Source organism: Pseudogracilibacillus amylolyticus (SeqCode), assembly GCF_051918545.1.
In the GTDB taxonomy this organism is placed as follows: domain Bacteria; phylum Bacillota; class Bacilli; order Bacillales; family Amphibacillaceae; genus Pseudogracilibacillus.
This window is the reverse complement of the sequence record NZ_JBPPZG010000093.1, coordinates 1-14949: the sequence shown is the minus strand read 5'-3', so window position 1 is coordinate 14949 and position 14949 is coordinate 1. Positions and strand designations below refer to the sequence as shown.

Annotated in this window: 16 protein-coding genes and 1 pseudogene; 8 read left to right on the top strand and 9 right to left on the bottom strand. The window is 35.6% G+C overall.

What is annotated here, in order from left to right; all coding sequences use genetic code 11:
* Nucleotides 1-299: pseudogene (locus ACPYKA_RS11470) on the top strand (cytochrome C); the annotation flags it as partial.
* 323 nt (nucleotides 300-622) lie between these two features.
* Here ACPYKA_RS11470 and ACPYKA_RS11465 read toward each other — a convergent pair.
* Together ACPYKA_RS11465 and ACPYKA_RS11460 are read right to left on the bottom strand one after the other, a co-directional pair.
* Nucleotides 623-883, bottom strand: a complete 261-nt coding sequence (locus ACPYKA_RS11465; protein ID WP_479542418.1) for a hypothetical protein — start codon at nucleotides 881-883, stop codon at nucleotides 623-625.
* Between the two features lie 14 nt (nucleotides 884-897).
* On the bottom strand, nucleotides 898-1038 hold the full coding sequence (locus tag ACPYKA_RS11460) for a hypothetical protein (protein ID WP_479542417.1): 141 nt from the start codon (nucleotides 1036-1038) through the stop codon (nucleotides 898-900).
* Between the two features lie 163 nt (nucleotides 1039-1201).
* Between ACPYKA_RS11460 and ACPYKA_RS11455 the strand changes: the two genes are divergently transcribed.
* The 3 genes from ACPYKA_RS11455 (at nucleotide 1202) to ACPYKA_RS11445 (ending at nucleotide 4871) form a co-directional block, all read left to right on the top strand.
* Complete coding sequence (locus ACPYKA_RS11455) at nucleotides 1202-2119, top strand: peptidase U32 family protein (protein WP_479542420.1); 918 nt, start codon at nucleotides 1202-1204, stop codon at nucleotides 2117-2119.
* A gap of 16 nt (nucleotides 2120-2135) precedes the next feature.
* Nucleotides 2136-3374 (top strand): peptidase U32 family protein, encoded by a 1239-nt coding sequence (locus tag ACPYKA_RS11450; protein ID WP_479542419.1) that lies wholly within the window; start codon nucleotides 2136-2138, stop codon nucleotides 3372-3374.
* Between the two features lie 585 nt (nucleotides 3375-3959).
* Nucleotides 3960-4871, top strand: coding sequence for a DegV family protein (locus ACPYKA_RS11445; RefSeq protein WP_479542416.1), 912 nt, complete (start codon nucleotides 3960-3962; stop codon nucleotides 4869-4871).
* Between the two features lie 32 nt (nucleotides 4872-4903).
* On the opposite strand, the gene ACPYKA_RS11440 is transcribed toward ACPYKA_RS11445, so the two are convergent.
* From ACPYKA_RS11440 to ACPYKA_RS11420, 5 genes are all read right to left on the bottom strand, one after another.
* Nucleotides 4904-5230, bottom strand: coding sequence for a hypothetical protein (locus tag ACPYKA_RS11440; RefSeq protein WP_479542415.1), 327 nt, complete (start codon nucleotides 5228-5230; stop codon nucleotides 4904-4906).
* 849 nt (nucleotides 5231-6079) lie between these two features.
* Nucleotides 6080-6661 carry a uracil-DNA glycosylase gene (locus tag ACPYKA_RS11435; protein WP_479542414.1) on the bottom strand — a complete coding sequence of 194 codons (582 nt, stop codon included), beginning with the start codon at nucleotides 6659-6661 and terminating at the stop codon, nucleotides 6080-6082.
* A 46-nt stretch (nucleotides 6662-6707) separates the two neighbouring features.
* Nucleotides 6708-7616: an EamA family transporter gene (locus ACPYKA_RS11430; RefSeq protein WP_479542413.1), complete on the bottom strand. Its 909-nt coding sequence runs from the start codon at nucleotides 7614-7616 to the stop codon at nucleotides 6708-6710.
* A 113-nt stretch (nucleotides 7617-7729) separates the two neighbouring features.
* On the bottom strand, nucleotides 7730-8773 hold the full coding sequence (locus tag ACPYKA_RS11425) for a beta-carotene 15,15'-monooxygenase (RefSeq protein ID WP_479542412.1): 1044 nt from the start codon (nucleotides 8771-8773) through the stop codon (nucleotides 7730-7732).
* Nucleotides 8774-8833: 60 nt separating this feature from the next.
* Nucleotides 8834-9934 (bottom strand): mechanosensitive ion channel family protein, encoded by a 1101-nt coding sequence (locus ACPYKA_RS11420; RefSeq protein ID WP_479542411.1) that lies wholly within the window; start codon nucleotides 9932-9934, stop codon nucleotides 8834-8836.
* Between the two features lie 176 nt (nucleotides 9935-10110).
* Here ACPYKA_RS11420 and ACPYKA_RS11415 point away from each other — a divergent pair, with 176 nt between their 5' ends.
* Together ACPYKA_RS11415 and ACPYKA_RS11410 are read left to right on the top strand one after the other, a co-directional pair.
* Entirely contained in the window at nucleotides 10111-10878 is a 768-nt protein-coding gene (locus tag ACPYKA_RS11415) for a class I SAM-dependent methyltransferase (RefSeq protein WP_479542410.1), read from the top strand.
* A gap of 256 nt (nucleotides 10879-11134) precedes the next feature.
* Complete coding sequence (locus ACPYKA_RS11410) at nucleotides 11135-11698, top strand: hypothetical protein (RefSeq protein ID WP_479542409.1); 564 nt, start codon at nucleotides 11135-11137, stop codon at nucleotides 11696-11698.
* 22 nt (nucleotides 11699-11720) lie between these two features.
* On the opposite strand, the gene ACPYKA_RS11405 is transcribed toward ACPYKA_RS11410, so the two are convergent.
* A complete protein-coding gene (locus ACPYKA_RS11405; protein ID WP_479542408.1) occupies nucleotides 11721-12140 on the bottom strand; it encodes a LysM peptidoglycan-binding domain-containing protein in 420 nt (139 codons plus the stop codon).
* A 200-nt stretch (nucleotides 12141-12340) separates the two neighbouring features.
* On the opposite strand from ACPYKA_RS11405, the gene ACPYKA_RS11400 reads away from it, so the two are divergent.
* On the top strand, nucleotides 12341-13549 hold the full coding sequence (locus ACPYKA_RS11400) for an MFS transporter (RefSeq protein ID WP_479542407.1): 1209 nt from the start codon (nucleotides 12341-12343) through the stop codon (nucleotides 13547-13549).
* Nucleotides 13550-13712: 163 nt separating this feature from the next.
* Nucleotides 13713-14015, top strand: a complete 303-nt coding sequence (locus ACPYKA_RS11395; protein WP_479542406.1) for a DUF4176 domain-containing protein — start codon at nucleotides 13713-13715, stop codon at nucleotides 14013-14015.
* A 166-nt stretch (nucleotides 14016-14181) separates the two neighbouring features.
* Here the strand turns inward: ACPYKA_RS11395 and ACPYKA_RS11390 are convergent, their stop codons facing one another.
* On the bottom strand, nucleotides 14182-14685 hold the full coding sequence (locus tag ACPYKA_RS11390; protein ID WP_479542405.1) for a GNAT family N-acetyltransferase: 504 nt from the start codon (nucleotides 14683-14685) through the stop codon (nucleotides 14182-14184).
* Between the last annotated feature and the right edge of the window lie 264 nt (nucleotides 14686-14949).

Sequence of the window (14949 nt, the reverse complement as noted above, 5' to 3'; positions counted from 1 at the left end):
TGTCATGGCTCTCATATGGGCAAGTTATTGGAGTAGGTGGAGTGATTCTCTTTATTGCAATCGTGTTATTGCTTTACATTTGGATTAAATTGTTGTTTTTTGCTCCAAAGTCAGAAAAAACGATCGAATATCCAATTGGTGTAATTCGTGAAAAAGCAGAAGATCCACCACCGATACTCGAAAGATGGTCGGTTTGGATCGGAGTATCAATTGCCCTTTCCGTCATCGCTTATGCTGTACCGATATATCAGATTGTGGTCAATAATGATCCGGGAGCGGTGCCGTTTAGGAGTTGGTGATTTTTATATTTCTATAGAACTTCGCTACCCTTAATCGGGAAATTACAGTCGCAGGGTTAACGATCCTTAATCATGGAAGAATTTTTATTAATTGTTCCCCTAAGGCGTCTGGGAAAGCGAGTGCGGTCACGATTAGTAGTTAAATGTGCCCGTTTTCGTTGGAGAGTAGAAGAAACGGTCACAATCAAGAGTGAATCAAGCCCATTTTGCCATTGTAGATTAAAAGTGGTCACGATTAGAGGTTAATCGTGACCATTCTCCTTGTAGGAAGATGGAATTGGTCACGATTTTCCTATAAGAGAATTATCAATTAAAATTTAATCTTACATATCTTCTTTCAGCTCTAAAATAGCCTCCATCGTCATGAGTGTTGGTTCTGTGGAATCTGTATGTGCACGAATGCGTAAGACACCATTTGTAACAAGCCACTCCACCGCTTTTTTGGCATTTTTCTTTATGTCTTCCTTTGTTAATGTTTGTTTATACGCACCCCAGATGTTAATCGCTTCGAGTAATGTTCCGGATTCATTGAGTCTTGGCCTACCGCCACTAAGTGCCGAATCGAGATGAACATGTGATTCCACAAATGGGGTGCTCACTAATTTTCCGTTCGCATTAATTTCTTTTTTGCCTCCACATTAATTTTCGTCATAATCTGTTCAAACTTTCCATCTTTAATTGCGATATCTATCAAGTTCTCTCTATCTCTAACTCTTGCATTTCGAATAATAAGGTCCATATAAATCCCCTTTCAAGAAATACACCATCTATTTTCTATCATAATAGGTATTGAAATTTAGGCAAGGAGAGCGAGAGAAAAGACTCGGTATTTTGTCAAATATTTGGAAGTTGATACTAAGTTTTCTATGATACGCTAAAGTAGAAGGAGATGGAATAAGATGATAGAAATCATAGCGACTGCAGAATCGGTTGAACAGGCGAAAGACTTACTTGACGCCGATGTTGACACGTTGTATATCGGAAATGAAGCATTTGGTCTGCGTTTGCCAACATCTTTTTCACTGAAAGAGCTGAAGGAAATAGCAGAAATCGCCCATACGGAAGGGAAAAAGGTATGTGTTGCGGTAAATGCGCTCATGCACAATGAACATATTGAAAAAATTACGCCTTATTTGAAAAAGCTACATGAATTTAAAGTTGATGAGATTACAGTAGGAGATCCGGGTGTTATTCACATGCTAAAAAAGGAAGAGCTTGATCTTCCATTTATTTATGATGCCCAGACACTTATAACAAGTGCGAGGCAAGTGAACTTTTGGGCTAAGCGTGGTGCAGTTGGCGCGGTACTTGCTAGAGAACTAACATTTATTGAATTAAAACAAATGAGTGAACAAGTAGAGATTCCAATCGAAGTTCTTGTATATGGTGCGACATGTATCCACCATTCGAAACGACCTTTGGCGGAAAATTATTTTAGTTTTACAAACCAACATGAATCGGTATCTAAAGAAAGAGGTCTTTTTATTTCAGAACCTAAAAAGCCAGACACACATTATTCAATTTATGAAGATGCACAAGGAACACATATTTTTGCGACAGATGATATTAATCTTGCGTTACATGTAAATGATCTTGCAGAAGCGGGACTTACGAAATGGAAATTGGATGGTATTTATACGAGGGGAAAAGAATTTGTTCAGATTGCTGAACTATTTGTCGAAGCAAAGAATGCGATTATTAAAGGAACGTGGACAGAACAATTGGCACATAAGTTAAATGACAAAGTGTGCGAATTGCATCCACCAAAAAGAACCTTAAATGAAGGATTTTTCTTAAAACATCCAAGTGAAGTGCAGTAGGAGAGAGAGAATGGTCATGAAAACAAATATAAAACTAAAAAAACCAGAAGTTCTAGCTCCGGCAGGGACTTTAGAAAAATTAAAAACAGCGATACATTATGGAGCGGACGCTGTTTACATTGGTGGGAATGCGTACGGGCTACGGAGCCGTGCGGGAAATTTCTCGTATGATGAAATGAAAGATGGAGTGAATTTTGCTAAAAAGCATCAGGCAAAAGTGTATGTGGCAGCAAATATGGTGACACATGAGGAAGATGCGCAAGGGGCAGGGGATTTTTTCCGGACAATTCGGGACATCGGAATTGACGCGGTCATTGTGTCGGATCCAGCGTTAATGGAAATTTGTATGATGGATGCTCCAGGACTTCCTGTTCACTTATCTACTCAGGCCTCGGCAACGAATTATGAAACGTTGAACTTCTGGCATTCTGAGGGGTTAGAGAGAGTCGTTTTAGCTCGTGAAGTAAGTATGGATGAGATAAAGCAGATTAGGCAAAATACAGATGTAGAAATCGAAACTTTTATTCATGGTGCCATGTGTATTTCATATTCAGGTCGTTGTACATTATCAAATCATATGTCGGCACGTGATGCGAACCGTGGGGGATGTTCTCAGTCTTGTCGATGGAAATATGAATTATTCGAAATGCCCGAAGCAGGAGAACGAATATCGTTATTAGGCGGGGATCCAGAAGAGGCTTTCTCCATGAGTGCAGTGGATATGTCGATGATTCATCATATTCCTGATCTTGTAAGAAATGGGGTAGACAGTTTAAAAATTGAAGGACGAATGAAGTCAATCCATTATGTATCAACGGTTTCTAATGTTTATAGCCGTGCAGTAAATGCATTTTGTGAAGATCCAGACAACTACGAGTTTAATCAAGAGTGGGAAGATGAACTTTGGAAAGTTGCCCAGCGTGAACTAGCAACTGGTTTTTATTATGGGGTACCGACAGAGGATCAACAGTTGTTTGGAAAACGACGAAAAATTCCCGGCTATACTTTTATCGGACAAGTGTTAGACTATGACGAAAAAACAGGAATAGCTACGATTGAACAGCGAAATAGTTTTGGCATCGGTGACGAGATAGAGTTTTACGGACCAGGCTTTAGTCATCACACACAAAAAATTGATGTATTATGGGATGAAGAAGGGGAAGAAATCGATCGTGCCCGCCACCCACTTATGACGGTGAAAATGAAAGTCGAGCGTCCTGTTAAGCCACTTGATATGATGCGGAAAAGGAAATGAATATACAGAGTAAAATACTTCTACTATAGAAAACATGGACTGTCGAGAAAACTCTTGGCAGCTTCCTTTTTTAATAGGCGGTGTTGTGGATAAATCTCGCTGTTTTAGAATAACTCTTTGTCCGTTGGAAGTTGCCCCGGACAAATCTTGCTGTTTTTGAACAGATATTTGTCTGCTGTAAGGTGTCGCGGACAAATCTCGCTGTTTTTGAACAACTCTTTGTCCGCTGGAAGATGCCTCGGACAAATCTTGCTGTTTTAGAATAACTCTTTGTCCGTTGGAAGTTGCCTCGGACAAATCTCGCTGTTTTTGAACAGCTATTTGTCCGTTGGAAGATGCCTCGTACAAATTTCCCCGCTTTTGAACCAATATTTGTCTGCAAGAAGATGCCATGAATGCTCTTTTACTATTTTTCAAAGATCCATCTGCAGAAGGGATGTACCGTGGAAGAAATAGAGTCTTGCCACATGCTAAAACATGCCAAGTGTCTTGGACTCTGGCTAAGTACGACCGATAAGTAATTGCTTATTTTGATAATTAAATATATTATTAGGTTAATAAATGTGAACGACTAAGGGGATAATGATGAAAAAACTTGCTTGGATTACTGATAGTACATGTGGACTTTCAGAAGAATTTATAAAGAGTAATAATATATTTGTACTACCACTAAATGTTATTGTAAATGGTGTTTCATATAAAGAGGATATTGAATTTACTGAAAATAAATTTTATGAACTGTTAAAAGTACATGGGGAAGGTGCAACAACGAGTCAGCCAGCGTTCGGTGAGTTCCTTGATCTGTATGAAAGATTAGGAGAGGAGTATGATTACGGGATAGCTATCCATGCATCGAGTGCACTAACTGGAACATATGGAAGTTCAATAAATGCATCCAAACAAACAGGTTTTCCGGTCGAAGTGATTGACTCGAAAATAGGTGCATATGCTTTAGGTAAAATGATCAAAAATGGAATTGAACTTGAAAAGCAAGGGAAATCGTATGAAGAAATTATCACTAGATTACGAGAATATCCAGAGCAAACAGAAATGTATTTATTGCCGGCAAGTCTGAATCAATTAAAACGGAGTGGCAGGGTAAGTACGACACAAGCTGTATTTGCTAGTTTATTAAATATAAATCTTGTATTGCGTTTTCAAAACGGAAAAGTGATTGTGGAAGAAAAAATTCGAACGAAAAAAAGAGCTCAACGACGTCTTTTTCAAACAATGTCAGATGCGATCAAAAATTATAATTTAAAAGAAATATGTGTGATGCATGCGGGTGTAAAAGAACGTGCTCAAGATTGGAAAGAAGAAATAGAGAAAATTCATCAGCAACTAAAAGTAAAAATTGAGACATTAGTTCCCGTTGCTGGAGTCCACACAGGATATGGAACAATGGCTGTTTCTTGGTTAAGAGATAATTTCGATGAAAGTGAAAAACAAATTTCAGTAAAGCCATTAGACATGATACGAAAAAGAAAAACGATTTAGGCGAAGACTTCCTAAGAAGGGAGTCTTTTTAATTATGAAAAAAACATAAATATCGGATAAAATAGTTCATTTCCAATAAAAATGACTGCAAAAATTCCAATTATCAAACCTAAGCCAGCGTAAAGAGGAGTATGATGTCCTTTTTTGATTAACCCTAAAAATGAAGCAATACCCAATGTAAGTGGAATAAATGTAAGTCCTACCGTAATTTGACCAATAGAAAATCCGCCAAGAAAGCTACAAATATAAATAGAAAATGCTGAAAGCAAATAAAAAGCGGGGTGACCATTTAGCGCAAGAATGAATGTAAAAATGAATAGCAATAGAAGAAAGTAAAAAAGAAACGTAAAAAAGTACATTTAAAAACCTCCTTGATCAATCATATTAAAAAATAAGAGATAAAAATGAGGCGCTGTGAAGGGTTTGGTGACAATAAACTTTGTCTTTTCGGTAATAGATACATTTTTCAATAGCTTGATTAATTGATATTAAAAGCAATAATCCACTTACCATAAATGGCAAAAGTTCCATTGGATTAGCTAACGCTATACTTATATAACAGCCAATCAAAAAGATAGCGATGAATAAAAGTTCCAACACTCCAAAATTCTACCTTTAGCAAATTTCCAATTGCATTTTATTTTTAATTTTTCGTTTGCTCCATAGAAAATAGGAACCAAGCAAAAATATAACTACGATCGAAAACTGAATCGAAAAGAAAACACAATTTGCACCTTTTCTTACCATTATTATACAATATATGGAGTGAAATGAAAGAGTCTGTTTGGATTATGCTTAGTAGTGTTCGTATGATGGGCGAGTCTTTCGTATAAGATGCCGAATTGCCCGCTCCAAATGCTTAGTGGCTAGAAAAGATGCAAAGTCGCCCGTTCAAGACGCTTAGTGACAGAAAAAGATGCCGAGTCACGCGCCCAATATGCTTAGTGACAGAAAAAGATGCCGAGTCACGCGCCCAACATGCTTAGTGACAGAAAAAGATGCTGAGTCACGCGCCCAACATGCTTAGTGGTAGAAAAAGATGCCAAGTCGCTCATGCAAGATGCTTAGTGGCTGTAAAAGATGTCTAGTCACACGCTCCATACGCTTAGTGACTAGAAAAGATGCCGAGTCGCTCATGCAAGATGCCGAGTCTCCCGCTGGATAAGGAAGATGTAAATTGTTCGACGCATTAAAAAAACAAGCAAAACTTATGATAAGTTCTGCTTGTTCATTTCTTCAACTACTAATTCCCAATCTTCTATAAAACCAGCACGTAAATTTGGGCGTCGTCTTATTGCTAATGGATGATAAGCAACTGCAGTCGAAAATCCATTTACTAGATGAATTTTCCCACGAAGTGTTTTGACCTCAGCATCATCATTTCCAAAAAAACTTTGTACAGCAACATTTCCCATACAAAAGATAAGCGAAGGCTGTTTTTCTTTCAATTGCTTTTCAAAGTGTTTTATACAAGTTTTTCGAGCACTTTCTTTATCATATTTTTTTCTAGGTTGTCTTTTTAGCACATATGTTACATAAATCTCTTGCTCACCCAACCCAACCTCATACGCTGCTTGTTGTAAAGCTTGTCTTGTTCCGCAAACAAATTCTCTTCCTTCTTTATCTTCTCGCGCTCCCGGGTTATCCAATAAAATCATTAGGGAAGCATTGGGATTTCCTTCGCCCCAAATCATGCGGGTATCATGTTTAAAAAGACCACATTCTTTACAATCTATAAGGTGTTCTGGCGTCGGTTCTTCGGGCCAGGGAACAGGACAAAAATCTGACATAACAAATGCCTCCTAAGGGAAATATTCAGCCATATTTAGTATTCCCTTATAACCCTTCTGAAACCCCAAGGAAAATAATTCCGAGCATCACAATCCCAATCATCATATATTGCCTAGGAGACATGACTTCTTTCAAGAATATTCGTGATAAAATAACCGAAAAAATTCCGTGTGCGGCAATTAGCGGTGCAGCAATAATTGCGTTTCCGGCCATTGCAAATACGTAGAAAAACTGCCCTGTTGTTTCTAAAATTGCTGCTGCCCCTTTGTCACGTTCTTTCAGCAAAATGAACGTTTCCTTCTTAACAAATTTTAAATAAATATAACTTAGAACTGCTACAATAAAAAAGGTGAATTCATAGGCAAGTAGGGCAGAATCTTCACTAATGAGTTTTAATTCATCCAAGTAAATTCCATCCGCGAACGTACCAACCCCGTCAATTAATGCATACAGAATTGGAAATGTTATGGCAAGCACACTTAATTGATATTTGGGGTCAATCGTTTCATTTGCTTCCTTTAATGCTCTATCCTCTGCTTGTTTTTCAAAAATGGCAAGTCCGATAACCCCGATTGTTACAATAATGATTCCTGCAATATCTATGAAACTCATTTCTCTAGGGAAAAAGATAAATAATAAAATAGCACTAACTGCGCCGGCTGAGTTTTGCACAGGTGCTGCGATCGATAATTCAATATATCTTAGCCCGATATACCCAATCGTCATCGACAAAATATACATAAATGAAACGGGAAAATACCGAACCATATCAAATGGATCAAAGGTAATGTCTTTGATAACCATATAACATACAGCGTGAATTCCCATTACAAAGCCAACCATCGTAACAATTTTTAAATGACTGAATTTGTCATCCGGGTTGGAGCCTTTTTTATAAAACAGATTTGCCGCTCCCCAAGCGAATGCTGTTAAGATAGAAAAAATAAACCACATTGATTAAATCTCCTTGTCTGTTAAAAATGTCCTTTAATATCTTACCACATTTAACAGCCGGGAGATAATGGCGCTCATATTATCGCCATAAGAATCAGGCAAGTATGCTATTGTTATACCGCCTTTTCCATTAATACTTCTTTAAATCTATTTGGTTCATCTAATCGTATGGCTATATATTCAAATTCTTTTTCTAAGCCAAATAATAGCTGAGCTTTCGTTGGTCTTTTTAACTTTAAAATGACATGAGGGTTAACCTCTTCAAAGTCCCGTGCTATGAAATCAATTGTATTTTTCGGAAGTTTGTTTTGAAGAACTTCTGGATCATCAATTATTTCCTCGATATTGTCCATGTTAATCTTGATTCGCTTCATTATACCAAATGATATATAGATACTATTCCCGCTAACTTTTACAGCGTTATGACGGATCGCTTGTAAATTTCCTATGAAAAAGATGATCGAATAGACATTTAAAACGAGTAAAATAACCGATAAAATAAAAAATCTGTCATGAATCCACCAATGAATAACGATTGTTTCCAGAACGATACTGTGAATAAGCATGATTTGCATGGCAATGAAACTCGAATTCTTGTGTAAGGTAAATGTATTTTTATTAGTATTAGGAATCTTGTTCCAACTTGCAAACGCATAATAAAACATCAGCATTTCCGAAGAAATAATTTTGATTAAGGTTGATGACTTTATATGTTTATCAACAGCATCTGGAAAAGAAAATACTGTTGGTAAAGAACTATCTTTAACGGAACGGATAATTGATGGTAAGTATTTAATTAATATAAAAAGTAGGAATACTTCCAATAAAACAATCGCACCTTCAACGGCAAAACCCATCCATGTTACTGCAACAAATGGCTTCAAATATTCAATCGGAATTAGAAAACGTACAAGTACAAGTCCAGTTGCAATTGCAATAGTTATATTTTTTACATTCCAATTTTGTTTCCAAGCAATAAACAGAAGGGGTGTGATAAGCGCGAGATCAATGATAGAACCGAACACAACTCCGTTTGGCTTATCTGGAAGAACGCTTACCCCAAAAGCAGTGTGATAAAGAGTAATGTTTGCTGTAAGTACGAGTAGAAGTAAAACAAGCAAATTATGACGACGAAAAAGAACATGTTTTAATACCATTGCTGTAACTCCTTTACGTAAATATATTATTTATTGAAGGGATGACATTATCAGAGGATTTTAAGATTCTTCTGCCTCTCCTCTTACCCTATTGAGTAAGTCCTCGTTTGGGTCATCTGTATAAAGTTTTTGGGCAGGAATAGCAATTTCAGCGTCTGCTTCTTCAACAATACCTAAAATTTTCAAATTAATTTCCTCTCTAATTTCAAGGTATTTCCCCCACTCTGTCGTTTTCGTAAAGAAATATAAGAGTACATCAAGTCCATATTCATCGTATTCATCGACGGTAACAAATATGGTTTCTTGATGGATTTCTGGATGATTTTTTAATAAATCTCGTATGGATTGAACGACATATTCGATTTTTTCTTTCGGTGTATCATAAGATAAAGTTAAATTAAAAGTAATTTGTCGTTTTCCCATTTTGCTCCAATTCGTAATCGGTTCATTTGCTAACGTTGCATTTGGCACCGTCACTAGTGCTTGGGCAAATGTCCGGACTTTTGTACTTCGAAAAGAAATATCCTCTACTGTACCTTCTACGCTTGGTGTGTAAATCCATTCATCAATTGTAAACGGCTTTTCGGTAATAATGACGATCCCGCCAAATAAATTTTTTAACGCATCTTGTGCAGCAAGTGAAATCGCAAGTCCACCTATCCCCAATCCGGTGATTAAAGCTCCAATTTCATAATCAAATACTTGTAAAATAACGGTCACACTAACTGCGACAATGATAAATTGAATTGTTCGGGATAAAAATGGAATTAAAATTTCGTCAATTTTTATATTTGTTTTTTCATTAATCGACCGGAAAATCACAGAAGATGTTGACGCTAAATTAAAAAATCCCCAACTAATAATATAAATAATTGCTGCCTTTATAATCTTAATGAACAATGGATTCAAATGATTAAGATACGGGTAATACTTCACAGATAAATAGATCCCGATAATAATGAAAAACCATTGGAACGGTTTATCAAATGCTAAAAATATGTTAGGAAAAAAATTGCTCCGAGTTTTTCGACTTAATTTTAGTAGAAAAGAAAATACATACTTTGTAAATATTTTTCGAAATAGAAGAAATAACAAAAAAATACCGATTGCAATTCCAACATCTCTTAAATATTCATACGAACTAATTAATTCCCAATTCATTTTTAATCTCCTGACGTTTAATTTAATAAGCGCATTTTCAGACTCTTTGAAAACATTTAAATGTTGCATTAGATTGTAATGCCATCGTGTCATGTAATCAATCCTATGCTACAATAATATGAACGATTAAACAATAAGTATGAATTTAAATTTCTATTACAAAGGAATGATATTTTATGTCAATCAATGTATGGAATGCAGATGTATATGATGATAAGTTACGTTATGTATCTAGATATGGAAAAGGAATAGTGGAACTCCTACAGCCAAAACAAGGAGAAGAAATATTAGATCTTGGATGTGGAACAGGGGATTTAACTGAAGAAATTGCCAAATCAGGCGCTGTTGTAACAGGAATTGATGCTTCTAGCGAAATGATTAAGAAAGCACGAGCGAAATTTCCAGGATTGAATTTTCAAGTCGCCGACGCTGTAGACTATCGTCGAGAGGAAAAATTTGATGCTGTTTTCTCAAATGCAGCACTACATTGGATAACACAAGCAGAAAAAGTCGTGGAAACAATTGAAAAGATTTTGAAGCCCAATGGAAGATTTGTTGCTGAATTCGGTGGATCCGGTAATGTGATGAGAATTATTCGTGGAATTGAAGAGGTTCTTCAAGAAAACTATGGTATTGATTCAGTCGATACTAGAAATCCGTGGTATTTTCCAAGTATCGGGGAATATACATCCTTGCTTGAGAAGCATGGGTTCACAGTTACATTCGCAAATTTATTTGATCGCCCGACTACTCTTCCAGATGGAGAAAAAGGGTTAGAATATTGGTTAGACAGTTTTGCGGATGATTTTTTCCCGGAATTTTTTAAGAAGGATAGAACAGTGATTTATCATGAAATTGTACAAAAGTTAAAAAATGAGTTATATAAGGAAGGAAATTGGGTAGCAGATTATAAAAGACTTCAAGTAATTGCGATCAAAAATTAGTATAGTTGGAAAATCATTTATTGCTTTTTTCTAACTCTTCCCGACTCCAACCGACTTTGCCTGATGTAAAAGGCAATTAATATTTGTGAAAAAGTGCAGTTATCTATCATATACTTATTATAAGAGATGGAATCGAGAGGAACAGAATGATAGATAATTTCTACATATTTGTTTGGAGGAGCTGTAAAATGCAGGTGTTTTCATGAATATATATGTAAGCGCTTTATAAAAGGGGATAGAAAAGGAGGGAAACAAAATGAAACAGATTCGTATATTTTTCTTTTTAATTATTTTTATGTTAGTCGCATCTTGTTCTTCGGATTATGCTGTTGAACTTGTTGAAACTCAAGTAGAAATAGTGAAAGATAAAGAAAAGACTGGAGCAATTGTAATTACAGAAGGAGAACAAAAAGGACAGGAACTTATACCAATAGTGCTACATTACGAATTTACCATTAAAAATATTGGCAGTAAAAAAATTAATCAAATAGAAGATAAAAATTTGGAAATTAAAATTCATCCTCACGATACGTTAGTTGCCACCTCAAAAAATATTATCGGTTTCAATATTTTTAATCCTTCTGAATATCAGGATACTGGGTTAGGTCTTGGTAAAACATACGCGACCTCCATTGAACCCGACCAAGAAGAGAAATTTTCTATTTATTTTGATTTGGGGGTAAGTGAAGAAAACTCCGAGGTATCCCAGGCTGTACCATCTGAAAAAGCGTTACAAGAACTTATAGAGCAAGCATTGGAAGCAACTTTAGTAATTGAGTTAGATGAAGAAGAAATTGCACGTTTCGATATGGAACCATAAACGCTTTAGATTATTATAAGTTTTATTGTCTTTTGCTTAATTTTGCCTTCAACCTATCTATCTCATTTTGCATTTGAGTTATTTGCAGTCTAATATCCGGGTTGGTAGGAGCACAAGCCGTGGGAATACAAATTCTTTGTGCCACACGCAAACTTTGTGGATCTACACTAGGATTTGCTTCTAAGATACTAGCGATCGTAACATTAAATGTACGGGCGAGTTCATATAACGTATCCCCCGGCTGGATGATATATGCTTTGTGGTTTGGAGGACAAGCCGGAATACAGATAATTTGACCAATACGTAGATTATACGGATCGATTCCTGGGTTTGCAGCTAGTATTCTTGAAAGCAGAACTTCCAATCTATTCGCGATAAATTGCAATGTATCCCCGGGTTGTATGACATATGGATAATGGTCTTCAGGACATTGATTATACAATTAGAAAACTCCTTTTTCGGATAGTTTATTCATTTAGAACAAGAAGTGTCACCGTAGTGCTTCCAAAATAATCTAGAAGGTCTTTTATTTGTGAAAAACTACTGTAGTCTCAACTCCCTATTGACAAGGTGTAGTAAATACATGAAAATGAATTTATACATAAATATGGAAAAATAAAGGTGTATAGGAGGTACTTGTTCATGGAGTTGAAAGAAGTAGAAAGTTCACCTAAGTATAAAAGTGTTTGGAGAAACCCGGGGTTTATGTTTTTATGGTCTGGCAATGCTATTGCTACATTTACCTTTTATATCTTCACAATTTCCCTTCCTTTAATCATCTATGATTTAACACATTCCCCTTTAGCTATGAGTAGTATGAGGGCGATTGAATTTATTCCAAATATAGCCCTTGCCGTCTTTATAGGTGTACTCGTTGATCGATACCACCGGAAGAAAATATTAATGCTATCTGTTCTTGCTCAGATTTTAGTTTTATGTGCACTTATATTTCTTTTATACACATCAACTATACAGTTATGGCTCATTTATGCACTCGGTTTTATTCTTTATACGTCTTCTTATATGTTTGGCAATGCATTCCATAGTACAATCCCTAATTTAGTTCCTGAAAAACAACTGACAGAAGCAAATTCCTCCATAACTTTAGCATCATCTACGATTGAAATCATTGGGCCAGCATTTGCCGGAATGCTACTACTTTCCTTTAGCTACACGAATGGATTATTCTTCACCATGATTGGTTTTCTTGTCTTATTTATTTTCACCGGATTTGTAAAAATACCCTCTCATCAAGGAATGAAAAAAAAGCAAGAAAGTACATTTGTTAATGAGATAAAAGAAGGATGGATAAGTTTACGTGAGAATAAGGATTTATGGGTTCTAACTATAGTAATTTTGCTGGCTAATATTGCTAGAGCATTTACGTTGGCTGTCCTAATATTTTATTCTGTAGATATTTTAAAATTAACGGAAGCGCAAATCGGAATTATCCTTGGTAGTTCAGCAGTTGGAGGTATTATTGCAGCATCAATTGCCAAAAAATCACTGCGTTATTTTAAACGCGGTATTATTATGATTCTAGCACTCTTTATTGACCTTATTGGATATATTTTATTAGTTTTTTCGTTTACTTGGATTCTGTTAATCATTGGGATGTTTTTAATCGGTTTTGGAGGTGCAACGATGGGGATACATTATTCCACATTACGGCAGTCCACTACACCGAATCATTTATTAGGAAGAGTAGCTGGAACATCCTCTATGTTAATGAAATTAGCGGTTCCATTTTCGTTTTTAATTTCAGGTATATCTGATTTCTTTAGTCATTACTATTATTTTAATTCTATATTTATCAAGATCTTCTGTTGTAAAAATTGCCTGAATTTGTAAGTGATGTAAGTCCTATTGACCTACAAATAATTAAGCCTTTTCCATTATTGACTGTCATGTTGGCTTATATGAAAATGGAATAGAGGATGTTAAGTGAAGCAATTATTCATACTCCTTTTTAAAATTGCTATTGAAACTATAATTGTAACAGGAGGTCCGGCTATTGCTACCAATTGGATCAATTGTCTATCTTAAGGAACGTACGAATAAACTAATGATTTTAAATCGTGGTCCTATCAAGGAAATAGATGGAGAAAAATTAATGTTTGATTATTCGGGGTGCTTTTATCCGCTTGGTCTTATTCATGATGAGGTATTTTATTTTAATGAGGAAAATATAGATGAAGTGATTTATGAAGGTTTCAGTGATTCTGATGAAAAACGATTTCACAAGTTATATAACGAGTGGAAAGAGGAGAATCAAAGTTATTTTAAAAAAGGAAAAGTTAAAGGCAATTTAAAATAAAAAGCGAAGGCGCAGTCCCCTTCAAATTGCGTTAGTAATTAGTGGGGGAGGTTCACATAAGGAAGTTAGATAATGTCCACTACTGTTGAAAGTTTGGTAAAACATAGGGATTTTGCCCACTGCAAGCTCACAAAAAAGTCTAAGCATTAGCTCAGACTTAAACTTCTTACCTAACTTGTTTAACAAGAGTTGCATCTAGGTACATTTCATAGCTTTTGCCAAAGTCAAAATCAAGCCCTGAAACGGTTTGTTGATATAGGGGTAAAAATCCGTGTTTTGTCGCAAAGGAGACACTTGCCTCTGTGTTGCAGTTTTCAATCATTAAACGTTGAAAACCTCTTTGAACTGAGAAATCTTTTAACCAGTGTAAAAATTTTGTGCCGATACCTTGCCTTTTTGGTTCAAAAGCAAATCCAACAATCACCATCGTAGGAAAAGGTGCAAGATCACTTCTTAGACGAACATCAATCGTTCCAGAAAGTGTATAAATATCAATATAAGCCCCACGTTTTTCAATCATTATTTTGTCATTCGTTATTTTTTTAAACATTTCAACTAACTCAGTAAAATCATTTGTAGAAATTTCTATTTTTTTTGGCATAAGTCCTTTTTCGTATTTGACAAAAAATAATTCCATTAACTTTTTCTGTTCATCTTTATTTATTATCATTATGCGCACCTACTTTTATAGAATTCTCTTACTTACTATATTTCTATAAAAAGCGATAAAATCCTTCTTTTTGTTGTTTAATGGTATAATTATATGATGCTAAGTATACCTCTGTTTGATTAAGGGTCGTATTAACTGATATGAAGAAAGTTTGGGAGGAGTTCTCATGCAATATGATAATCCCAAATTACGAAAGTAAATTTGCCGAAAACTAATTCAGCGCTCTTTTGGGAACAATTTACAAATCTGGGTACTAAATTTAAG